This is a genomic window from Paenibacillus piscarius (genome assembly GCF_022234545.1).
In the GTDB taxonomy this organism is placed as follows: Bacteria; Bacillota; Bacilli; order Paenibacillales; family Paenibacillaceae; genus Paenibacillus_AQ; species Paenibacillus_AQ piscarius.
In genome coordinates this window covers 102,622-124,764 of sequence record NZ_JAIEUI010000006.1, presented here as the reverse complement: position 1 = coordinate 124,764, position 22,143 = coordinate 102,622, and the positions used below count along the sequence as shown (strand labels likewise).

20 protein-coding genes and 2 pseudogenes are annotated in these 22,143 nt (G+C 50.2%); 19 read left to right on the top strand and 3 right to left on the bottom strand.

The annotated features are described in order from the left end of the window. Nucleotides 1–20: 20 nt before the first annotated feature. Both K1558_RS12685 and K1558_RS12680 read left to right on the top strand, forming a co-directional pair. Nucleotides 21–1,883: a beta-L-arabinofuranosidase domain-containing protein gene (locus tag K1558_RS12685; protein ID WP_238651945.1), complete on the top strand. Its 1,863-nt coding sequence runs from the start codon at nt 21–23 to the stop codon at nt 1,881–1,883. Between the two features lie 19 nt (nt 1,884–1,902). Beyond that, the gene (locus K1558_RS12680) at nt 1,903–2,889 is read left to right on the top strand and encodes a hypothetical protein (protein WP_238651944.1); all 987 of its coding nucleotides are present in this window, start codon (nt 1,903–1,905) and stop codon (nt 2,887–2,889) included. A gap of 114 nt (nt 2,890–3,003) precedes the next feature. On the opposite strand, the gene K1558_RS12675 is transcribed toward K1558_RS12680, so the two are convergent. Further along, nucleotides 3,004–3,240: a helix-turn-helix transcriptional regulator gene (locus tag K1558_RS12675; RefSeq protein WP_238651943.1), complete on the bottom strand. Its 237-nt coding sequence runs from the start codon at nt 3,238–3,240 to the stop codon at nt 3,004–3,006. Nucleotides 3,241–3,477: 237 nt separating this feature from the next. On the opposite strand from K1558_RS12675, the gene K1558_RS12670 reads away from it, so the two are divergent. The 8 genes from K1558_RS12670 (at nt 3,478) to K1558_RS12635 (ending at nt 10,300) form a co-directional block, all read left to right on the top strand. Next, nucleotides 3,478–4,887, top strand: a complete 1,410-nt coding sequence (locus tag K1558_RS12670) for a helix-turn-helix domain-containing protein (RefSeq protein ID WP_238651942.1) — start codon at nt 3,478–3,480, stop codon at nt 4,885–4,887. Between the two features lie 261 nt (nt 4,888–5,148). Continuing rightward, on the top strand, nt 5,149–5,364 hold the full coding sequence (locus tag K1558_RS12665; protein WP_338019691.1) for an aspartyl-phosphate phosphatase Spo0E family protein: 216 nt from the start codon (nt 5,149–5,151) through the stop codon (nt 5,362–5,364). Then, complete coding sequence (locus K1558_RS12660) at nt 5,339–6,016, top strand: response regulator transcription factor (protein WP_238651941.1); 678 nt, start codon at nt 5,339–5,341, stop codon at nt 6,014–6,016. Before K1558_RS12665 ends, K1558_RS12660 begins: the two co-directional genes overlap by 26 nt. Beyond that, a complete protein-coding gene (locus K1558_RS12655; RefSeq protein ID WP_238651940.1) occupies nt 6,013–7,020 on the top strand; it encodes a sensor histidine kinase in 1,008 nt (335 codons plus the stop codon). Before K1558_RS12660 ends, K1558_RS12655 begins: the two co-directional genes overlap by 4 nt. 91 nt (nt 7,021–7,111) lie before the next feature. Next, nucleotides 7,112–7,825: an ABC transporter ATP-binding protein gene (locus tag K1558_RS12650; protein ID WP_238651939.1), complete on the top strand. Its 714-nt coding sequence runs from the start codon at nt 7,112–7,114 to the stop codon at nt 7,823–7,825. Then, nucleotides 7,822–8,571 carry an ABC transporter permease gene (locus K1558_RS12645; protein ID WP_238651938.1) on the top strand — a complete coding sequence of 250 codons (750 nt, stop codon included), beginning with the start codon at nt 7,822–7,824 and terminating at the stop codon, nt 8,569–8,571. The genes K1558_RS12650 and K1558_RS12645 overlap by 4 nt, the downstream gene beginning before the upstream one ends. Next, entirely contained in the window at nt 8,568–9,305 is a 738-nt protein-coding gene (locus K1558_RS12640) for an ABC transporter permease (RefSeq protein ID WP_238651937.1), read from the top strand. The genes K1558_RS12645 and K1558_RS12640 overlap by 4 nt, the downstream gene beginning before the upstream one ends. 230 nt (nt 9,306–9,535) lie before the next feature. Further along, the gene (locus K1558_RS12635; RefSeq protein WP_238652062.1) at nt 9,536–10,300 is read left to right on the top strand and encodes an enoyl-CoA hydratase/isomerase; all 765 of its coding nucleotides are present in this window, start codon (nt 9,536–9,538) and stop codon (nt 10,298–10,300) included. A gap of 205 nt (nt 10,301–10,505) precedes the next feature. On the opposite strand, the gene K1558_RS12630 is transcribed toward K1558_RS12635, so the two are convergent. Beyond that, a complete protein-coding gene (locus tag K1558_RS12630) occupies nt 10,506–11,390 on the bottom strand; it encodes an alpha/beta hydrolase fold domain-containing protein (RefSeq protein ID WP_238651936.1) in 885 nt (294 codons plus the stop codon). A 99-nt stretch (nt 11,391–11,489) separates the two neighbouring features. Between K1558_RS12630 and K1558_RS12625 the strand changes: the two genes are divergently transcribed. Then, complete coding sequence (locus K1558_RS12625; protein ID WP_238651935.1) at nt 11,490–12,398, top strand: LysR family transcriptional regulator; 909 nt, start codon at nt 11,490–11,492, stop codon at nt 12,396–12,398. Between the two features lie 13 nt (nt 12,399–12,411). On the opposite strand, the gene K1558_RS12620 is transcribed toward K1558_RS12625, so the two are convergent. Then, nucleotides 12,412–12,969 (bottom strand): GNAT family N-acetyltransferase, encoded by a 558-nt coding sequence (locus K1558_RS12620; RefSeq protein WP_238651934.1) that lies wholly within the window; start codon nt 12,967–12,969, stop codon nt 12,412–12,414. Nucleotides 12,970–13,139: 170 nt separating this feature from the next. Between K1558_RS12620 and K1558_RS12615 the strand changes: the two genes are divergently transcribed. From K1558_RS12615 to K1558_RS12580, 8 genes and pseudogenes are all read left to right on the top strand, one after another. Further along, the gene (locus K1558_RS12615) at nt 13,140–14,714 is read left to right on the top strand and encodes a peptide ABC transporter substrate-binding protein (protein ID WP_238651933.1); all 1,575 of its coding nucleotides are present in this window, start codon (nt 13,140–13,142) and stop codon (nt 14,712–14,714) included. Between the two features lie 324 nt (nt 14,715–15,038). Next, on the top strand, nt 15,039–15,881 hold the full coding sequence (locus K1558_RS12610) for an ABC transporter transmembrane domain-containing protein (RefSeq protein ID WP_238651932.1): 843 nt from the start codon (nt 15,039–15,041) through the stop codon (nt 15,879–15,881). Between the two features lie 248 nt (nt 15,882–16,129). Beyond that, nucleotides 16,130–16,654: pseudogene (locus tag K1558_RS12605) on the top strand (SDR family NAD(P)-dependent oxidoreductase); the annotation flags it as partial. Nucleotides 16,655–16,693: 39 nt separating this feature from the next. Then, nucleotides 16,694–16,774, top strand: a pseudogene (locus K1558_RS12600) (winged helix-turn-helix transcriptional regulator); the annotation flags it as partial. 272 nt (nt 16,775–17,046) lie between these two features. Then, entirely contained in the window at nt 17,047–18,939 is a 1,893-nt protein-coding gene (locus tag K1558_RS12595; protein WP_238651931.1) for a beta-glucoside-specific PTS transporter subunit IIABC, read from the top strand. 47 nt (nt 18,940–18,986) lie between these two features. After that, nucleotides 18,987–19,826: a BglG family transcription antiterminator LicT gene (licT, locus tag K1558_RS12590; RefSeq protein ID WP_238651930.1), complete on the top strand. Its 840-nt coding sequence runs from the start codon at nt 18,987–18,989 to the stop codon at nt 19,824–19,826. A gap of 10 nt (nt 19,827–19,836) precedes the next feature. Then, complete coding sequence (locus tag K1558_RS12585) at nt 19,837–21,309, top strand: glycoside hydrolase family 1 protein (RefSeq protein ID WP_238652061.1); 1,473 nt, start codon at nt 19,837–19,839, stop codon at nt 21,307–21,309. Between the two features lie 164 nt (nt 21,310–21,473). Beyond that, the gene (locus K1558_RS12580) at nt 21,474–22,127 is read left to right on the top strand and encodes a universal stress protein (RefSeq protein ID WP_238651929.1); all 654 of its coding nucleotides are present in this window, start codon (nt 21,474–21,476) and stop codon (nt 22,125–22,127) included. Nucleotides 22,128–22,143 lie beyond the last annotated feature (16 nt).

Here is a 22,143-nt window from a genome sequence, read left to right as displayed (position 1 = left end):
TAATGAAGGAGCCTATACTAATGATCGAGCTGAAGGGGAAGCAAGTCGTTCTTCAAGACCATGATTTGAAGCGCAGAGAGGACGCCAACCGGCGGTATCTGATGAAGCTTACGAATGATAATCTTTTGTTCAACTATAAAGTAGAGGCTGGGAGATATGACGGGAGAGACATCCCGGAGGATGCCCATGGGGGCTGGGAGACACCGGTCTGCCAGATCCGCGGACATTTCCTGGGGCACTGGCTGTCTGCGGCAGCGATCCGGTATCATGAGACCGGGGATATGGAGATTAAGGTGAAGGCCGACCTTATTCTGGACGAGCTGGCTGAATGCCAGAAGGACAACGGCGGACAATGGGCTGCGCCGATTCCCGAGAAATATCTGCACTGGGTAGCTCAAGGCAAGGCGATCTGGGCGCCGCAATATAATATTCATAAGTTATTCATGGGACTTGTGGACATGTATCAGTTCACCGGCAGCAGCAAGGCGCTTGAGATTGCGGACCATTTTGCCGACTGGTTCGTGAATTGGAGCACTGGCTTCACCAGGGATAAATTCGACGATATTCTCGACATGGAAACAGGCGGCATGCTGGAGGCGTGGGCCGATCTGCTTCAGATTACAGGAGATGCCAAATATAAGACGCTGCTGGAGCGTTATTACCGTGGCAGGCTGTTCCGCCCATTGCTGGAGAATAAGGACCCCTTGACCAACATGCACGCCAACACAACCATACCTGAGGTGCTTGGCTGTGCCAGAGCTTACGAGGTCACCGGCGAGCAGCGCTGGATGGATATTGTTACAGCGTACTGGAAATGTGCGGTCACCGAGCGGGGAATGCTGGCCACAGGCGGCAACACGGCCGGTGAGGTATGGATGCCGAAGATGAAGATCAAAGCCCGCCTCGGAGACAAGAATCAGGAGCACTGTACGGTATATAATATGATCCGCCTGGCAGAATTTCTGTTCCGGCATACCTCAGATCCGGCCTATGCGCAGTATATCGAATATAATATGTACAACGGAATTATGGCGCAGGCATACTATCAGGAATATCATCTGACCGGCAATAAGCACAGCAATCCTTCAACCGGCCTGCTCACCTATTTCCTGCCGATGAAGGCCGGGCTGCGGAAGGACTGGAGCACGGAAACAGATAGCTTCTTCTGCTGCCACGGAACGATGGTCCAGGCCAATGCTGCACTGAACAGAGGCATCTATTATCAGGAGCAGGATGACCTGTATGTCTGCCAGTATTTCCGTTCAGAGCTGACCACAGAGATTCATGGCACAGGCGTGCGGCTTCAGCAGACACAGGACTATATGAGCGGAAGTATGCTGAACTCCTCGAACACGGCTGGGCAGCAGGAGCTGAACGAGATTACAGCGCTGCACGAGAATATGCCGGATTATAAAAAATATGACTTCACCGTTCATACCAGCGCTGACCGTGAATTCGCCATCCACCTGCGGATACCAGACTGGATCATGTCGGAGGCCGTTATCTATGTGAACGACCAGTTGCATGGGAAATCTGCGGATCACTCCGCCTTCTATACCATAATGCGGAATTGGCAGGACGGCGACCGGATCAGCATCATTCTGCCCGTAGGTATCCGCTTCATCCCTCTGCCGGACGACGAGCAGACCGGCGCGTTCCGTTATGGTCCTGAAGTGCTGGCTGGCATCACTGAGCATGAACGGATTCTGTACACCCCGTTAGCGGATTCAGCCGGTGAGATCATCATGGAGAACGAGCGGGAGTGGGGGAGCTGGCGTTACTTCTTCAAAACCACCCGTCAAGACCCGGGCATCCAGCTCAGAAGAATCCGCGATATCGGGTATGAGCCTTATCAGGTGTATTTTCCGGTGCGAGACAAATAGATATTGCAGCTAAGAGGTGATGAACATAAGTCGTTCCAAGAAATTAAGCAGCTTCAGCCAGCTTGATGACTTCATAACATACGGCGGTTATATAGAAATACCGGAGAATCGCGGACGGACGCTTCAGGAGCTTATGCTTGACTGTCAAGCCAGCTCCAGAAGTGAGCACGGCCTCAGCCTGGAATTTGAGTTCCGGCAATGCAGGGTAATCGTAATCTACAATAGTAAAGGTTATTTCGGATCGCAGCTAGACTTCAGCCGCAGAGGGCGAAGAATCACTGGGATTGATAAGCACCTATGGAGGAACTTCCCGAATTACCTGGCAGAGTTGGGGCTGACCATTGTCCGCTGCACACAGAACAGCAAGAGTATTAGAGTGCAGCTTAGCAACGGACTGCGGGTTATTCTCCAATACTCTGCGGACCATGGCGATTATCTGCTGGAGCAGATCACCAGCCGTTACGGCAATCAGAGAAAATTGAACCGCATCATAGCTGAGCCCATGATCCTGGATATGGAGAGCATGGGCTGTACGGTCAGCGAATACCTGAAGCAAGGCGGGTTCTTCAAGCTGCCGGGGCAGCAGAACCTCCGGTTCCCGGAGTTGCTCATGCTGTGCACCACCAAAGAAAGCCACAGCAGTATCACAGGCACAATATTGGGCTTTCAGTTCAAGCGCTGGCTGCTGGAGATTTTTTATGATGAGCAGCTGCAGCTTACGGGCGAGAATATGAAATTCATTGGGGAACACCGCAAGGGAGCTCCAGAGGGTGGACTGCAGGAGAATGAGTTCTACAACTGGAGTGAGTTCGAGGACTTTGCCCGCCGGAACGGGATCGGGATCATGGAGCAATGCCGCAGCATGGATGTCATGATCGTCTTCATGGATACGGGTGCCAATGTGCATTTTAATTACTCGGAAGAGCTCGGGGATTATGCTGTCACGGTGTTGGAAGGAGACGGGATCAGCTTGCGTGACAGCTACAGGAGAATTTATAAGGATTAATGAACCTGCTTCAGTAAAAATAAAAACCACCGGTGGCGGATGTAGAGCCTTCATCGGTGGTTTTTTGCGTATAAAATGAACCTTATTGCCGTGAAAAAATAGGTCAATGGAAATTCAATTGCCACTTTTCTCCGCATCTGCACGCTGATTTGAGTATTTCCATTCATCGATTTCACGGGGATCAACGCCAAACAAGTGACTGATTAGCAGCGCCAGGGTAACATTCGGGAGTACCACACCGTACTCAATATTCTGGTAGTTGCGCAAGGTGCATTTCATGGTGTCATTGATCTGATGTACGATGGATTCTTGAGTATACCCTGCGGCTTTCCGTGCATCCTTTATCCTCAAAATGCAATATCTCCCTCATAGTTTCGGTATGTTTTTATGATAGGGGAGGAAACAAGTTAATTTAACGCTTTATAATACACGAAATATATTGCGTAAAATGTTTTTCCATATATAATAATAGATGTAAACGGATGAAATAGTAAAATATCCCTTTATCATCACTCACCGTTCGATTCAACATTAGTATCAACTTCTTGTATGTTTCTAATCCTATTTTATGGAAGGAGGTGTGTGGGTTTGGGATTGGTAAATTCTATCCGGGAAGAACTGCTCACGTACATGAACAGCAATCAAATGATACATTCACATTTTGCGGAGTTATCGGGTATCAATTCAGGTACGCTCAGCCGGATCTTAAAAGGCAACCATCCAATCTCTATGGCACAGCTTGCTGCGATTACTGCTGGAATGAAGCTGCCGGAAGATTATTTTTATGAAGACTATGTACATGAATGCTTTTCTTTTGTAGTCTCCATGCGGCGGATACGACCGTTTATTTTCCGGTGTGCGGAACTGGGGCGTTTGGATTGTATTGAACTGATTGTGAACCGTCTGCTGGAGGATTTGTCTTATGCCTCTTTACTGTTTGAATTCGCTGAGCAATTTTATTCGGACAATAAACGCAGTTCTGCAAAGATATTGTATCAGGGTGTGAGCGAAGCCGAAAAGTATCAGCATTCCGAACAGTTAGCATTATGTCAGTACCGTATTTTTCAGATTGATTTAGAAGAACAACAGGATCTGGAGGAAAAGTTACGTGCAGCCACTCAATTTGAGTTGTATGTAAGCCGCTTAGACGCAGCCGATCAGCTCGATGCGCTGAAACAGCTAATGCATATTTATGGTCTGGTACACAAGTGGAAGAGAGTAGATGAACTCGCTAAGGAAATGCACCGGGTTGCATCCATTCAATATGAGCTGGAAGGCCGCCGGTCTGACACCATCGAAGAAGGGTTCAAGCGTCCTGAGCATCCCTTCTACTATTACATCCTGTATGCATATTTAGCCAGAGCTACAGCCAGCGAAGCGAGCGGCGATTACGGGCGGGCCTTATCCTTCGTAGAGCTGTATGCAAATACCGAACGCTGGGTACAGGAGAGCGATGAACAATCCAGGCAGATCACTGCACAATTTACAGAATGGGCTGTTGCTAACACCTATCTGTACCGCTTAATGTCCGGAGAATTGGATGTAATCCATGAGTATGCAGACTATATAGCGCTTCAAGAGAATGAAATATTTGTAGCAGTGCGTTATATGGTTCAAGCGGCGAATGAATTTAAGCTTAATATCGACAGCATCTTAGAGCGGTTCGCACCATACATACCCTATGAATCGGGCACGACAGATTGTGGCGATTACAAGCAGGCCATTTTGCAAGAGAACTATGCGCAACTGCTCATCGAGCTGGCAATTTATCTTTTCAATCACAGCCAGAGTAAGGAGCAGGCATTAAGTACAGTACTGCAAGCCTTGGAGACATCAGTTGCAATGAATAGCAGCAGAAATATGATTGCCTGTATGACACTTTTTGAGGAATATAGAGATTTCGCAGATCAGGAACAGCAGGAAAGATTCAAAAATCTATCAAGTGAGGTGTATCAGCTCAATGCGAAAAAAGATTTTATTCTGCTTGACGCTCTGTAGTGTTTCAATTGTTATTTCTACAACGTTAACCTTGGTGACTACAATGGGGCATGGCTGGGGAACTTAAATCATTTTCGCGAAAATATACAGGGGTGCTCCTGAAGTTTCGGGGGCATCTATTTTTTTGTATTCGGGGCTCCCCGCAAAGTATCTGATTGACCCTCAAAGCTAAAGCCTCACTTTGTGGGGTTGTTTTGTGCAATTAAACTAATATTCTATTATCTTACATAAAATCCTATGATAGCATAAAGGGAGGGTTTTATGTCGAACAGAAATATGCTTGTGCAAATCCGTATTGAACGTGCCCGGAAGCAGCTTCACATGCTGGCCGAGAAACATCATGATCTTCAGCATCCCGCTGTCCTTAAGCAATCCATGCTATTGGATGAATTGATTAACCAGTATAATAGGAAGGGAGAGCAACAGAGATTAATAGAGAGCAGGAAATCACTTGAGAACAAGCATACTATATATTGAAGATAATGAGCGAATCGGCACTTGGGTCAAAGAGGAGCTGGAGCAGCGGGGATATACGGTACAGTGGCTGCTGTCCGGTGAAGGAGCCGAAGCAGTGGCCGCGCAGGTTGACGTCGTTATTCTCGATATCATGTTACCTGGATTAGATGGATTCACAGTAGGCAAACGCTTAAAAAAGGCGGCACCCGCCGTTCCTGTGTTGCTCTTAACTGCCCGAACGTCCGTCGATGATAAGGTGGAGGGCTTACAATTCGCAGATGATTATGTGACGAAGCCCTTCCATACCGATGAATTAGTGGCCAGGCTGGAGGTATTAATCCGCCGGAGCGGCGGAATCTCTTCGGACCGCATTACACTGGGCACTCACATCGAAGTGGACACGAAGCTCCAGACCATCTATGACAAGCGTACAGGAGAAGAGATTATTTTGACAGGGAAGCAGCATCAGATCTTAATGTATTTCCTGCGCCATCCGAACCAGGTTCTGCCGAAGGAACAGCTCTATGAAGCCGTCTGGGAAGAAGCTTATATTCCTGGAGACAAGACTTTGCTGGTGCATCTCCACCGGCTGCGGCAGAAGCTGGAGCGTGACCCGGAGACTCCGGAGATTATTGAGACGCTGAAGGGAATCGGCTACCGGGTGAAGCTATGAAGCAGCCCCGATCCCTGTTTCGCCATTTTCTAAAGCTGCATTTTCTGTTCATCCTTCTCCCGCCGCTGGTGTTATTGGTCTTCTCGTCGTTCTTTGGAACCTCCGGGCCTGAGCCAAAATTCAATACGCTGAGCCTGTTTTACATTACAGTGCTTATGTTCACTTGTATCATTGTAGCATTCGTTGCTCTATCCTGGCTGTTCTTCTGGAGACTCCGCAAACGTCTGAACCGCTTACAGGAAGCTATGTCCGCTGCTCCCACTGCGGATTCATGGCCTGAGCCTGTCCTGATTCAGAAGGATCGCATGGATGAAATAGACCAGTTAGGGGGTTCCTTCAACCGGATGATCCGGCAACTGGAAGACAGCCGCAGGCGGGAGCAGGAAGAGGCCGGGCTGCGGCAACGGCTTATCGCCAACATGTCCCACGACCTGCGGACGCCGCTGACCATCATGCGGGGACATGTTACCCGGCTGAGCCAAGAACCGATGAGTCCAGAGGGACAGAGCTCCCTGGCCGAGATCAATCAGACCATTACCCGGACCGGGGAGCTGATGGATGATTTGCTATCGTATACCTTGCTTACCTCAGGCAAATATCCCTTCAAGCCTGCATCCACAGACATGGGACGCCTGGTAAGAGCCTCGGTTGCTGCGTGGTATCCGGTATTTGAAGAGCATGGCATTCAGGTCGATGTTGATCTACCCGCAGAAGAGACCTTTCACTGGACAGCAGATCCCAAATGGATGACCCGGGTGCTGGATAATTTGTTCCAGAATGTCATTCGCCATGCAGCAGGCGGCAGATATGTTTATATTGCCGTAGATGTGCAGCAGGAACGGATTCTTGTCGCTGACAGAGGCCAGGGCATGGATCATTCCACATACGATGGCGGAGCGGGAATGGGGCTGTCGACGATCCATTATATGCTGAACACAATGAAGCTGAAGGCAGAATTTAACTCAAGCGAAGAGGGGACAAGTGTAGTCATTGGCAGAGTGTAACCTGAAGTTAACCCAGAAGTAAACGGTCTGCCCACCGGGATGTAACCTTGCATCTGTATACTTAGCACCATAACGAAAGGATGTGTTATGGTTGCTCACCATCAATAACTTAGTCAAACGCCGTGGTACGCAGGAGATTCTATCCGGGATCAGCTTCGAGGCCAGACCTGGAAGAGTCACAGGATTCCTGGGACCCAATGGGGCCGGCAAAAGCTCCACACTCCGTATCCTGCTCGGACTGGATCATGCCACCTCCGGGAGCGCTTTGATTCATGGCAAGCCCTTCGCAGAATTACAGCATCCGCTGCGAACCGTTGGGGCTGCCCTGGACGGCTCTGGAGCCCATCCGATGCGGACAGGACGGGCACACCTGCGCTGGATCGCTTGCGCCGCCGGTCTGCCCCGCTCCCGTGTCGAAGAGGTGCTGGATGTCGTTGGTCTTACTAAGGCAGCAGGCACTAGAGTGAAGCAGTATTCTCTAGGTATGGGTAGAAGACTGGGAATCGCGGCAGCGCTGCTTGCAGACCCGGAGCTCCTGGTTCTGGATGAACCTGTGAACGGGCTTGACCCGGAAGGCATCCGCTGGATTCGGACCTTTCTGCGGCAACGTGCAGAAGCCGGGAATACAGTGCTGCTCTCCAGTCATCTTATGGGCGAACTTGCCGAGACGGTGGATGATGTGGTGATCATTAAGCAGGGGAGAATCGTTGCGGATGGAACACTCGAAGAGGTGACCGGCAGCCATTCCACGCTGGAGCAGGCTTTCTTCGCCCTAACCTCGGAACATGCAGGTGATCTGCGATGAGGGCCCTTCAGGCGGAATTATCCAAGCTGTTCTCCCTGCCGGGCATATGGCTGGCCTTCCTAATAGGAATCTTGGGACCCGCGGCCTTTGCCGCTTTGGACTGTATCGCTGAGAAGGAGGATATCCTGGCCGGTATCAGCACCCGGCTGCCGGAAGTAGGCTTTATTGGATTAGGCTTCGGAGTACAAGGCGTCATTCTTCTGGGGGTGCTGGCGGTCAGCAGTGAGTATGTAACAGAGAGCAGCGAAGCCGGACACGGGCAGCAGATAACAACAAGCTTAACGGCTGTATCCTCCCGGCTTCAGGTGCTCCTGGCAAAAGCAGCCGCGGTGAGCGTAGTCAGCATCCTGCTGTGCAGCTTGGCTATAGCGGCTATCGTGCCGGTAACGCGCCTGATTCTCGGAGAATACGCCCCGGCTATGGAGTGGACGAGACTGGCCGGGGCCACCTTATACTGGATGTTCACTGCGCTAATTGCCTTCAGCTTCACGGTTCTGACGAAGAACGGTATGATCCCGCTCACTCTGCTGATGATCAATTCATCGCTGGTATCCTTCAGCGTCCTGCTCGCCAAGGTGACGACGCTGGCCTATTACTTACCGGACAGGGCAGGCATCGATATGTTCATGTCTATGAGTGACGCTTACCACACCCCGCTAGCAGGTGGTCTGGTGATGCTGGCCTGGGTAGCCGTCCTTCTTGCCATCGCCGCAATTGTCTTCCAGAGAAGGGATGTTGGCGCATGAATATCCAGGCTGGCAGGAAGTTCACAAGAATCCTTGGTGCAGAATGGGGGAAGTTAGTCACCTTGCCTGCGGTATGGCTTATTCTCGCAGGTACATTCGTTGCTCAGTGGGTATTGACTGCGGCTTATACTTCTGTGGCCCTGCAGGAAGGAGCAATCCTTAGTGCAGGATTGGCTTCCATGCGGTACCTCCAGGCAGGCTTCATGATGCTTGGAGTAACAGCCACGGCTTCAGAGTACACAGGGGGACAAATTCGGACGACGCTTACTGCACTCCCCTGGCGCGGGCTGCAATTATCCGTGAAGCATCTGGCATTGGTTATGATCGCTGTACCTGCGGCATTCCTTATGGCCGCATCTGGAGTGCTATATGCCAGCTTGATGCTGAGGGACACTGCAGTTGGGCTTGAGCCAGATCTAATCGCTGCGAGCTTGGCAGGAGCCACGGGCTATTTAACCTTTACCGCACTGCTTGGTGCAGCGGCAGGCGCTATTTGGAGAAGAACGACTCCCGCCCTGGTGATCCTGCTCGGTTATTATTTCATTGTCAGTCCATTGGCCGGAGCGTACCTGCCTGACTATCTTCCAGATACTGCTGGCTATTACATGTATGCGCCGCCTTCCGCAGATCCCCACAATGCTCTCACACGAATGCAAGGGACAGGCATATCCATACTATGGACACTTCTCTTCATAACAGCAGCGATCCTGTTGTATCGTAAGCGGGATGCTTAGGTTCAGAATTCATCTTACCGGAATCTGCTCACCTGTTCACCATTCCGACGTAAGCAGGGCATACGGATATCCATCGGTCCAGCTTCCCTTGGACCAGAAGTGATTTTCATAGTATCATAGATGATAATGGAATAAGTTAGCAATAAATGGAATCGTTTTTAATGATTAAGTTCAAATATAAAGAGAGATGCAGGATTGCCGGAGGAGGTTTTGAGATGCAACTGGACTCTATGAAGGAACAAACCATACGGACCCGGATTGAGGATCAGGTATTATACCTGCAATTGCACAGGCCGGAAGCAAACAACGCGATCAACGACAGGCTGGTAGAGGAATGCCTGCATGCACTTGCAGCCTATGAAGCAGAAGCTTCCGTTGTCATACTGGAAGGCTTGCCGGATGTCTTCTGTACAGGTGCAGATTTCCAGGGAATTCATGAGGCTATGGCAGGCCGTTCCGGCTTTGAGAGCAGCCCTGAACCGTTGTATGAGCTGTATCAACGGCTGGCGTACGGTCCGTTCGTCACTGTAGCGCATGTCCGGGGAACCGTGAACGCCGGAGGCGTGGGATTTGCGGCAGCATGCGACATTGTCCTGGCTGATCCGGGCGCCAAGTTCAGCTTGTCGGAGCTGTTGTTCGGCTTGTTTCCCGCTTGCGTTTTGCCGTTTCTGATCCGCAGGACCGGCCGTCAGCGGGCGCATTATCTGACGCTGATGACCCGGCCGTTCTCCGCCCAGGAGGCCTGCGACTGGGGGCTGGCGGATGCCTGCGAAGCCCCAAGCGACTCGCTGCTGCGCAAGCATTTGCTGCGTCTCAAGCGTCTGGGCAAGCCGGGGATTACACGCTATAAGCAATTCATGGCAGAGCTGGACGGTTCGGTCGAGCAGGCGCGCCCCATTGCACTCGCAGCGAACCGGGAAATGTTCTCTGATCAGCGTAACCTGGAAGGAATATTACGTTATGTTGAGCAGGGCATCTTTCCATGGGAGAGATAGAGCTACCGTTAGGGTCTATGAGCATCAATGCCGGCATACTTTCTGTTCGTGAGTTCGAAACCCAGGTGTAATGCCCCAAGCGGAAACGGCTTTGCCGTCCTTTTAAGGACGGCACCCGTTTCAGCGAGAAATATAAGGATAAGTTATCGTGTGGAACAGATAAATTCTTATATTTCGAAAAAGCCTTAGTCCGCAACTTCCCGGACTAAGGCTTTGAAATAATATCTACAATCTGCTTCAACGCCTGACCGGCTTCAGGAATGGGGAAGACCGGGAAGACATGGTTCATTTTCGGATACTCATAATAATTAATGCTGACAGACTGCCGGGAGGCCAGGTCTCTGAATTTACGGGCATCGGGCAGGAAGAATTCGTGGGTTCCGATGAACAGTGTAATTTGACCCAGATTCGAAAGATCCCCATAGATAGGGCTGACCAGATAGTGTGTCCTTGGCACATCCCCTGCATATCTTTTCCCCGCTTCAACCAGCGAATCCCAATCCAGCATCGGTTCCTGATCCAGCATCTTGACGATCTCAGGATTGCTCAAGGTAATGTCAAGCCAAGGAGACAACAAGACGATGTGTCCCGGCTGCGGCAAGTTCTGCTCAGACAGGTATTGCGCGAAGGCCAACGATAATCCCCCACCGGCAGAATCACCCATAATGATAATATGCTCAGGCTTCCCTTTTTCCAAAAGAGATTTGTATACACTAAGAACGCTCATCACTGCATCCATAACCTGATAGTTGGGGGCTTTCGGATAGATTGGAACGTACACGGTGCTGTTCACTTCACGGGTCAGCTTGTGCAAGAACCGCCAGTGCCATACCAGAGGCTGCTCAACATACCCCCCGCCATGAATGAAGAGAATGTGCTTAGCCTCGGCGCTGTTTGCAGACTTCAAGATATACGTATCTACCGGGAAGCGGCTGTCTTTGGTGATCTGATACTTCGCTTCCAGCTTGGCAGGCAGAACATATGGAAGAGCATTCACTTGTCTGCGGCGCTCCATGTATTCATCTACATCGATTTTCTTCTTCATGAGCTTCAGCAGCCGTTCAACTAGATAGCTTCGTATGCTTCGCATGGGATCAACCTCCTGACTCCAAGGTACCTCATTTGAGTTATAAAAGATATTTAATTATAATTTAGTATCATAAATAAAAATTTAAGGATGAAGCACTCCATGAATATTTCACAATTGCAATATTTACTCTCCGCAGCAAGTCTGGGCTCCTTCACCAAAGCAGCAGAGGCGCACCATATGACCGTCCCTACGATCAGCCAGGCGATCCGGCAGCTGGAGGATGAGATGGGCGCCGTCATTTTTCACCGGACGAAGAAAGGCGTGACTCCCACGAAGGAGGGGGCGCTGATTCTCCAGCATTCCGCTGCCATGCTCAAGAATCTGGAACAGATGCAGAACCGGTTAGCCAGTCTAAAAGAAGAGCAGGTGGATAGTCTGACCATATCGGCCATTCCCGTTTTCGTGCCCCAGGTGGTTCAGGTCATGCTGGAGCTCATGCAGAAATACCCCACCCTGAAGGTGCAAATGATTGAGGGGGATACGCAGACTGTATTGAAGCAGGTACAAGAAGGATCCTCCGATCTGGGGCTGATCGCATACAGCATAAGCCAACAGGATGCCGCCTTTGATTGGGTTCCTATTGTTGAAGGCAATGCGGTACTGATTATGAACACCAGCTCGCCGTTGCGCTTTTACCGGACGATCTCTCCGGATGATCTGGAGAATGAAGTATTTGTACTATATAAAGATGAGCATATCGGCAAAATTGCCCGCAATCTCATGGCAGCACATCCCACGAACCGCATTGCCCTCGTAACCAACAATACGGAGACATTATGCCAAATGGTAGTGAAAGGGGACGCGGTGACTATCGCTCCGGACTTTATAATGAACGCTCTGCCCCAAATATACCGGGAGCACATAGTATCGGTTCCGCTGCAGCAACTCAGTCATGACAAAGCCATATTGGGTATAATTACCAGAAGCGGCGGGCAGGTTCCCAAAATTACTGAAGCATTCACCGCTAAGCTGAAGGAGCTGGTCAATTCTGAATCCCCTGCTCAATAAGACCGGAATATATTCATCTGCTCCGCCACTCCGGCGCAAGCAGGGCATACTGATATTCATCAGTCCAGCTTCCCTTGGACCAGTAATTCTGCAGCAAATGCCCCTCGCGTCTCATCCCCTGACGTTCCAGCACCCGAATGGATTTGACGTTGCGCACATCGGTAAAAGCAATAATCTTATGCTTATCCAGTGTATCGAAAATGTAGCCGAACAAGCCGCCGAGCGCCTCATGAATATAACCCTTTCCCTGGTGCTCCGGTGCAAGGGTGTAGCCAATCTCCACAATCCGCGGCTCCGCCTGCAGGGTGTGAACAGCACAGTCCCCGATGAGCAGATTGGAATCAGCCAGAGCAACGGCGTATTGAAGCCAGGTGCCCGGCTCGTCCGGCTTCTGCGCGATTTGCGCTTGAACAAACGCCTCAGCCGACTCATACGTATAATTCTCCCATGATTGAAACCGCGCAATGTCCGGATCTGAACGATACTGATACAGGGCGTTCACATCCTGTTTATCAAAATGCCGGAGCACCAGACGCTCCGTAGCCGCATAGACCTCGTTTGATTGCTGCATTCAATAATCTCCCCTTATGTAGGTATAGCCAAAAGTGTACTTTTCCCATTATAACGTAAAGTTGGCTACTTGCTAAATTTCAGTCCAAGCTTACAAATTTCATGCGGTAAATATTACCGTATATGCTAAGATGAGAGGGCGTGACATTACATAGCTAAGGGGAAATTCAGATGAGAAAAGTTTGGTTAGCCTCGCTCGTCATTCTGCTGACGGTGCTAGGGGCTGTACCTGGCAGCGGCGTAGCTGCGGCCGCAGAGAAGCAGGTGCTGCGCATCGGGATGGATGAATTGCCGATTTTGCTGGACCCGCCAAGTATTGAGGCCGGGGACCAGGATAAAGCAAGCGTCATCAAGGCATTGTACGAGGGCCTGGTCAGGCTGGACAAGAACGGCAAGCCTGTTCCAGGTGTAGCCCAGTCTTGGACCGTAGGAGCTGACGGGAAGACCTACACGTTCAAGCTGCGGACGAATGCCAAGTGGAGCAACGGCAAGAAGCTGAAGGCTGCCGATTTCGTATATGCCTGGAAGCAGGCACTTACGCCAGGGCGGGAGGCAGGATATCTGTACAAAATGTATTATGTCGCTGGAGCGGAGAGCTATCATACCGGCAAGGTGAAGGATTTTACCAAGGTTGGGGTGAAGGCTATCGATGATAGCACCCTTAAGGTTACTCTTAAGGGCAAATATGCTTATTTCCCTTCGCTGCTGGCCGAGCCGATCTATTTCCCGGTGTCGCAAGAGGCAAAGGAAGCTGCTGGTATCACCAATGGACCGTTTCAATTACAATCACGGAGCATTACAGAGATCAAGCTGGTCAAAAATCCCTACTATTACGGTGCTGCAACCATTCGGCTGAGTGAAGTAGATCTCCTGTCTCCGCTGGGTCAGAAATCAGAAAATGCGACTGAGGCCTTCGTCAACGGACAGGTAGACTGGGTGGGCGGCGGCAATACAAGGATTGATTTTGGATACAGAAATAGGTTTGCAGAGAATGACTACTTGTACGCCCCTTATGCCTCTACCTACTATTATCAGTTCAATCTGAAGCAGAAGCCCTTCAGCAACATTAATATCCGCAAGGCGCTGGCCTTGGCTATAGATCAGGACGAGATGCCGATGGCCATACCAGCCTATGGCTTCGTGCCTTGGACCCTTTTCGGTTCCAGAGCACAGTACCGTGCAGAGGTCAGTGATACCGCCTTCGACCGGTCTAATGCAAACAAGGCCAAGGAACTGCTGGCCAAGGGGCTCAAGCAAGAGGGTCTGACTGCGCTTCCGCCATTCACCGTCATTGTGAATGAAGGGGATGAGCATGCGGTATTTGCAGAAATGATTGTACAGCAATGGAATGAAAAGCTCGGCGTAAGCGCCACCATTAAGTTACAGAATTGGCAGACTGTCCTGGCCAACCTGCAAAGCGGCAGCTTCCAGATAGCCCGTACTGGCTGGACCGCTGATTATAATGATCCGGCTACATTCCTGAATTTCTTCCGTACAGACAGTACCGATAATGATTCGGGCTGGTCGAACAAGACGTATGACCAATACGTCAAACAGGCGGAACAGACCTTCGATGCGGCGAAGCGGGTCCAGCTCTACACCAAGGCAGAGCAATTGCTGATAAAAGAAGCAGTCATGATTCCAGTCTATAATTATGTGGTCGATATTCTGCGCAATCCCCAGATTGCCGGTGTGTACATCGATTATGACGGCTCGATCGCCTTCAGCCGGGGATATTGGAAGTAGGTTCCCGTAACTATTCATATTGTTAGTCAGAAGCCAGTGATTCCTTGGGGACGCTGGCTTTTTCTTTGTACAAGATGCATATTAATTGGTGTATAAGAGTTCGCAAAGTGACCTTGTTGCTGGATGTATGTGAAAAACAGCATACATTGTGTTTGCGCCAAGGTTATCTTATTCACCCGTTAGAGTGATTTTGTTCTTGCGTTTTACCGCGAAAAAAATCTATAATCTGACAGGTTATTATCTATTATTAGACAGGTTCTCTTTATTTTCCATGTCCGATATGCTTACTTAAGCTACGCTCTTCGAAGGAGGCTCTGCGGGCTTATGAATCCAATCCGGACGTTGATTAAGGAAATATTGTCTAACAGTAAGCGAATCCTTGTTATGATTCTACTCTTCAACATATCAGCCGCACTCGTCTCAACAATTCAGCCCCTCCTGTTCAAAAACCTATTCGATGACATCCTGCCAGATAAGCAGATCGGTACAGCTGCGCTCTATATCATTCTGCTCATTCTAATTCCCATTGTGTATGCCGCCTTGAACAGTGCCACCTCTTATTACAACAATGAACTAGGGAACCATTTATCGAGGCAGCTTCGCCTCCGGCTGTTTACTCATTTGCTTGAGACCCGGCCAAGGAATGTGGACAGCATCGGAAGAGGAGAGATTATTAACCGGATCACTACACAAGTGGGAATGCTGTGTGAAGTTTTTGTAGTAGATACCCTGATGTCTATAGTCTCGAATGCTATTCTGCTAACCGCTACCTTTTTGATCATGTTCTCGATGAGTGTCGAGCTTACACTCGCGTCCATCATTACTTTTCCGCTATGTATGTATGGCTTCAGGCGCTTCAGGAGCAAGACGGAGAAGCTGGATGAGCAGTATTATTGCATTCTGGATAAGGGCATGAATTTTGCGGACACGGTTATCTCCTTAATTACCAGTATCATCTACGGCTATAGCCTGTACCTGATCCTGAAAGGCCGCATCTCACCAGGCACACTGCTGGCCTTCATTGTGATTCTTCCCAGGCTGTATAACATTTTCAAGTCTCTGTTTACACTGAACATCGATAGGAGCCGCATGACGGTCATTATTAACAACCTGAATGAAATACTGAACCTGAAGACGACAGAGTCAGGACCTAAGAGAGTGACCTGAACGATACCCTGCTGAGCCGATTCTGGTAATCGCGCAACGGCTGTCCACTGTGAAGAATGCAGATGTCCTCCTGCTCGTGGACCAGGGCCGCACGCCTCAATTATCACCTTTTGGTGACTATATCACAAAAAAGTGGGTACTGTTTTTCTTGTAACTTTTCCTCCATACTAGCGTTCATAGGAACTACAAACCACAAAAGGAGTGTATAATAGTATGGGTAGATTTGATGGAAAAGTAGCAGTTGTAACCGGAGGAACAAGCGGCATCTGGGCATTCTTTTTGCCAATGCCGGATTGGGGTCATTCCTGCCGTTAGGCGAAATTACGGAAGATCACTACTACAAGACCTTTGATGTCAACGTCAAAGGAACGATTTTCACCGTACAAAAAGCATTACCCTTGTTCCCTAATCAAAAAGGTTCGATTATCCTGACAGGCTCTACAGCGGGCTCGATGGGGGTACCCGCTTTCAGTGTTTATGGTGCCTCCAAGGCAGCGATCAGACAGCTCGTCCGCAACTGGATTCTGGATACAAAAGGGACGGAGATTCGGATGAACGTCCTTAGTCCGGGTTCAGTCGTCACACCGGCGTACGATGAATTGTTCGGCTCCGAGCTTGACAATTACCTGGAACAGGCCAAAACAGATGTCCCGTTAGGCAGAGTAGCGCAGGTAGAAGAAATCGCAAATGCAGTCATGTTCCTGGCCTCTGAGGAGAGCAGTTATTTGAACGGCATTGAATTATTCGCTGACGGCGGAGTGGCTCAAATCTAATTCAGCTTAATGCACTGTATCAGGAGATGGTAGATTGTTATGAAAATCTTTCACTGTGAACTGGAAGTCACACTAGAGGTCATCGGAGGGAAGTGGAAGGGGCTTGTGCTGTACTATTTAAGAAGTATGCAGGACAATCCTACACTCCGGGCGAGTTTAAGATTTTAAATCTAGATTAAGTGTTGTTTTTTTGATCCGAACATGTTAAAGTGGCAATGTAAACGGTTAATTGATTTTTTATTTCCGGAAAAGCAAAAAATTAATTTCATATCATCCAATTACAGCGTGTTACTGTTCGGCAGGCAAGGCTTGAATTGGGTGGGAATGCTTGATATTCCTACCCGATTTGGGCCTTTTTTTATGCTTCTATATCCTAAAGTGAGGTGCTCAGCATGGACTACAAACAAACCGCGAAGACTATTTTTGACAAAGTGGGCGGCAATGATAATATCAATGAAGTCATTCACTGTTCCACCCGTCTGCGCATGAATCTGAAGAATCCGCAAGCAGCCAAAACCGATGAAATCAAATCCATAGACGGGATTATGGGAGCCGTCTACAGCGGCGGCCAATACCAGGTGATTGTTGGAAACGATGTCGGTAATGTGTACAATGAGTTTATTAAACTCATGGATACGAAGAAGACGCCCGCCCAGGAGGAGCCGAAGAAAAGAGACCTGAGCTTCAAGGGACTGTTCGACAGCTTCGCGGGAATCATCACCGGGATTTTCCAGCCGATCATTCCGGCGATTGCCGCTTCGGGGATGCTGAAGGCGTTGCTGCTGCTCAGCACCTCGCTGAACCTCCTGACCAAGGAGAGCCAGCTCTACCTGCTGCTCAGCTTCATTGCAGACGCCGCGTTCTACTTCTTACCGGTGCTGCTGGCCTTCTCCAGCTCCCAGAAGTTCAAAACCAATCCGTACATCTCGGTCACTCTGGCCGGAGTACTCCTGCATCCCAAATTGATCGCCCTGCTGGCAGGTGAAGTCCCTGTCCAGTTCGCCGGACTGCCGGTGCCGAATGTCTCGTATGCATCAAGCGTTATCCCGATTATCCTGACTGTCTGGCTGATGTCTTATGTGGAACGGTTTGCCGAGAAGGTCTCGCCGGGACCCGTCAAGATTTTCCTGAAGCCGATGATTGTCATTCTGGTGATGGCTCCGCTGGCTTTAGTCGCACTGGGACCGCTCGGAAACTACCTGGGTCAAGGCTTGTCCGACGGAATCTTCTGGATTCAAGGGAAGTTCGGCTGGTTGACGGTGGTGATATTATCTGTCATTCTCCCGTTCATCGTCATGTTCGGGATGCACAAAGTGTTCTACCCGGTTATTTTTGCCGCAATGGTGTCGCCGGGGTATGAAACGCTGATTCACAGTGCCATGTTGTCCTCTAATATTGCGCAAGGCGCAGGTGCGCTCGCGGTATGGTTCCTGGCTAAGGATAAGAAGCTGAAGCAGATCGCCTTACCGGCCGGGATCTCCGGATTGTTCGGGATCTCAGAGCCTGCACTATACGGAATACACCTTAAGCTGAAAAGAACCATGGTCGCCTGTATGATCGGAGCCGGTTCGGCCGGACTGTTTGCCGGGATCGTCAATCTGAAGGCTTACGCTGCTGTAGGTCCGGGTATCGCTTCACTGCCGATGTTTATCGGGGAAAAGAACAACTTCATGTACGCCCTGATTACGCTGGGGATCTCCCTGGTCGTTACGCCAATTGCGGTGTACTTCATCGGCTTCAAAGAGGACACCGGCGGAGTGCAGCCGGAAGCTGTCACAGCGAAATCCGCCGATGTACCGGCAGCTCCGCAGGAAACCGGAAGACCGAAATCCCGGATGGTTATCTTCTCACCGATTGAGGGAGAAGCCATTCCTCTAAGACAGGTTAAGGATGAAGCCTTCGCACAGGAGGCGATGGGCCAGGGGATGGCCATTAAGCCAAGTAAGGGAGAGGTTGTTGCCCCGTTCGACGGAACCGTGGAGACGGTATTCAGAACGAAGCATTCCATTGGGCTGAAATCGGTGGAGGGAGTAGAAATCCTCATTCATGTGGGACTGGATACCGTCAAGCTTAAGGGGCAGCACTTCAATGTTGTAGTGCAGGAAGGCGATACGATCAAGCATGGACAACTGCTGATTGAATTCGATATGAAGGCGATTGAGGCAGCCGGATTCGATACGACTACGCCGGTGATCGTCACCAACACGCCGGATTACCTGGAGATTCTCGGACATGAATACAGCGGAAAGATCGGGCCGGAGATGCCGTTAATTACCGTTTTATAAGACATTATGGGGTCTAAGATGCCCTGGAGAACGTGAGGTATACGCTAATGAGAGTAGTGAAAATTCTCAATGTAAACATAGTTCTGGCCGACCGCGAGGATGGCAAGGAAGTCATCGTGATGGGGAAGGGAATCGGCTTCAAAAGCAAGCCGGGGGATACCGTTAATGAGCATGAGATCGAGAAGGTCTACATCGTCGAGAACAAGGACATGGCTTCCGATATGACCGCCTTAATGCGCGAGACCCCCAAGGAATACCTGATCCTGGCCGATGAGATCATATCGTATGCAAAAAGCGTTCTATCCAGGCATCTTAGCGAGAACCTCTATGTCTCTCTGACCGATCACTTATATATGGCAACCAAACGCTTCCAGTCCAATATAACGATCCAGAACCGGATGCGGTGGGAGGTACAGAAGTTCTACCCGCGTGAATATCAGATTGGACTGCAGGCGCTGGAGATGATCAGGGACAAGATCGGAATTTCTTTGCCGGAAGAGGAAGCCGCGAACATCGCCTTTCATCTGGTGAATGCCCAGCAGACCGAGGACAACATGAGCCAGGTGCTGATGATGACCAAGACGGTCAACGATATTTTGAATATTATCAAAATTCATTACGGTGTTGATTTTGATACGATGAGCATTAACTATTCGCGGTTCTTGACTCATCTCCAGTTCTTTGTGCAGCGCCTGATCGAGAACAAAATGCTTGAATCGCAGGACAGCGAGCTGCTTGACCAGATATCGAATAAATACCCGGAGGAAGGAAAATGTGTAGCATCCATCAATACGTACATTGGAGCCAGGTTCCACCGGTTCATGTCTAATGAGGAGATGCTCTATCTGATTATCCATATCAGCCGGGTGATGAACAGAAAAGAATAGTGGAGGGGTCATATTGAGTACACAGCGGATTTTTCCGGACGGATTCTTATGGGGCGGTGCCATCGCTGCCAATCAGGCAGAGGGTGCCTGGAACGTAGACGGCAAAGGGCTGTCCACGGCAGACATGGCTACTTACAAGCGAAACCTGGGTAAAGGGGACTACAAGAAGCATAATGCAGTGAGCGATGAGCAGCTGAAGAAAGCTATGGAAGATAATTCTGACCAGGACTATCCCAAAAGAAGAGGCATCGACTTCTATCACCGTTACCCCGAGGACCTGGCCTACATGCAGGAGATGGGTCTCCGAACCTTGCGGCTCTCCATCGCCTGGACGCGGATCTATCCAAACGGTGATGAACAAATTCCCAATGAGGCGGGTCTGGCGTTCTATGACCGGGTGTTCGATGAAATGCTGAAGCGGGGCATCGAGCCGCTGGTGACCCTGTCGCATTATGAAATGCCGATGCATCTGGTGAACCAGTACGGCGGCTGGACCTCCCGTGAGGTGGTTGATTTCTTCGTGCGGTACTGCACCACTGTATTTGACCGTTATAAGAACAAGGTGAAGTATTGGATTACCTTCAATGAGATTGACGGGATTGTCCGCCATCCGTTCACGAACGGAGGCATTGTGCCCGACCGGTTCGGAGAGGCGGAGCAAGTGGAGCAGGCGGTCTATCAGGCGCTGCATCATCAGTTTGTGGCCAGTGCGCTGGCGGTGAAGCATTGTCATGAGATCATCCCGGGCGCAGTGATCGGTTGTATGCTCACAAGCCTGCTGCATTACCCGCACACCTGCAATCCGCAGGATGTACTCGCCGCGCATAAGAATAATGAATTCAACCTGTTCTTCACCGATGTTCAGGTGCGTGGAGCTTATCCGAGATATATTCAGCGCTTCTTCAAGGAAAAAGGTATCGTCATTGCCAAGGCCGAAGGCGACGATCTGGTGCTGCGCGAGCATACCGCCGATTTCATCTCCTTCAGCTATTACAATTCCTTCGTGGCCGGTGCGCAGAGCGAGGGGCTGGAGAAGGTCAGCGGAAATACAATGGGCGGCATTAAGAATCCGTACCTCCCGCTTAGCGAATGGGGCTGGCAGATTGATCCGGTCGGATTACGGCTGACGCTGAATAATCTGTATAACCGGTATCAGATTCCGCTGTATGTGGTAGAGAACGGATTGGGTGCCTATGATAAGGTGGAGGAGGACGGGGCCATTCATGACCCTTACCGGATCGAATATCTCCGCTCTCATATCGAACAGATGCATGAAGCCATTCTGGACGGGGTAGAGGTTATCGGCTACACGGCTTGGGGAATCATTGACCTGATCAGCTATTCTTCCTCTGAGATGGAGAAGCGTTATGGTCTGATCCATGTCGATCAGGATAATGACGGAAACGGGACGCTGGAGCGCAGACGTAAGGATAGCTTTTACTGGTACAAGGAAGTTATTCGTGAGAATGGGTTGCATAGATAAATTTAGACATCCCGACCCGATTTTCCCTGCCTCATCCTTTACTTTCAATTCCGGGGACTATATAATAAGACCAATTGTATATGGGAGTAACCGGAGGAGCCTGCCAACAGCGGGCTCTTTTTGTGTTGCGGATTGGCAAAAATTAACTGTTACGGAGGAAATGAATGTTGGACATGAATCTGGAAACGAAACAGGAAAGTATCATGGTATGCGTGCATTACGGTCCCCATGGGCAGCGGCTGATCCAGAGAGGCAGTGAGCTGGCCAGGAAGCTGCAGGCGCCGCTCGTTGTCCTGACGGTGGATGCGGGCTCAGATGGATACCAGGAGTATAGCCCGGAGAAGCAGCTGTACCTGTCCGGCTGGGCGAACCAGACGAAGGAGGCCGGGGGACAATTCCTGACCCGCAGCTCGGGCGGCAAAAAGCCCGCACAGGTCATTGTGGAAGCTGCCCGTGAACACCAAGTAACCCAAATCGTCATCGGCCAGTCTACCCAAACGCTGTGGCAGGAGATTACACGGGGGAACTTCATCAATGAGCTGATGGAGCTGGTCGGTACAATAGATCTCCATATCGTTGCTGTGCAGCGTTATCCCGAATTGCTGGAACAGACACATGAGCGCGGCTTTACCGCTTATCTGGTGAAGACGGGGAGCGGTTATAGTCTGGCGGAGGAGCCACGCGGGGATGAAGTGCTGAAGGGAACCTTCTTCCGGGAGCTGGACACGGACTTCAACACCGGTCTGTTCAAAATCGTGAATAACGGTGAAGCACAGTATCTACGAATTGTACAAAGCGAATGGGTGAAACCTGAATGAGCAAACTAAACGAGAG

What these genes read in the sequence shown, in the direction of transcription:
- K1558_RS12685 (WP_238651945.1), top strand. Translation starts at nt 21, where the DNA reads ATGATCGAGCTGAAGGGGAAGCAAGTCGTTCTTCAAGACCATGATTTG.
- K1558_RS12680 (WP_238651944.1), top strand. Translation starts at nt 1,903, where the DNA reads ATGAACATAAGTCGTTCCAAGAAATTAAGCAGCTTCAGCCAGCTTGAT.
- K1558_RS12665 (WP_338019691.1), top strand. Translation starts at nt 5,149, where the DNA reads ATGTCGAACAGAAATATGCTTGTGCAAATCCGTATTGAACGTGCCCGG.
- K1558_RS12655 (WP_238651940.1), top strand. Translation starts at nt 6,013, where the DNA reads ATGAAGCAGCCCCGATCCCTGTTTCGCCATTTTCTAAAGCTGCATTTT.
- K1558_RS12645 (WP_238651938.1), top strand. Translation starts at nt 7,822, where the DNA reads ATGAGGGCCCTTCAGGCGGAATTATCCAAGCTGTTCTCCCTGCCGGGC.
- K1558_RS12640 (WP_238651937.1), top strand. Translation starts at nt 8,568, where the DNA reads ATGAATATCCAGGCTGGCAGGAAGTTCACAAGAATCCTTGGTGCAGAA.
- K1558_RS12635 (WP_238652062.1), top strand. Translation starts at nt 9,536, where the DNA reads ATGAAGGAACAAACCATACGGACCCGGATTGAGGATCAGGTATTATAC.
- K1558_RS12630 (WP_238651936.1), bottom strand. Translation starts at nt 11,390, where the DNA reads ATGCGAAGCATACGAAGCTATCTAGTTGAACGGCTGCTGAAGCTCATG.
- K1558_RS12625 (WP_238651935.1), top strand. Translation starts at nt 11,490, where the DNA reads ATGAATATTTCACAATTGCAATATTTACTCTCCGCAGCAAGTCTGGGC.
- K1558_RS12620 (WP_238651934.1), bottom strand. Translation starts at nt 12,969, where the DNA reads ATGCAGCAATCAAACGAGGTCTATGCGGCTACGGAGCGTCTGGTGCTC.
- K1558_RS12615 (WP_238651933.1), top strand. Translation starts at nt 13,140, where the DNA reads ATGAGAAAAGTTTGGTTAGCCTCGCTCGTCATTCTGCTGACGGTGCTA.
- K1558_RS12610 (WP_238651932.1), top strand. Translation starts at nt 15,039, where the DNA reads ATGAATCCAATCCGGACGTTGATTAAGGAAATATTGTCTAACAGTAAG.
- K1558_RS12595 (WP_238651931.1), top strand. Translation starts at nt 17,047, where the DNA reads ATGGACTACAAACAAACCGCGAAGACTATTTTTGACAAAGTGGGCGGC.
- licT (WP_238651930.1), top strand. Translation starts at nt 18,987, where the DNA reads ATGAGAGTAGTGAAAATTCTCAATGTAAACATAGTTCTGGCCGACCGC.
- K1558_RS12580 (WP_238651929.1), top strand. Translation starts at nt 21,474, where the DNA reads ATGTTGGACATGAATCTGGAAACGAAACAGGAAAGTATCATGGTATGC.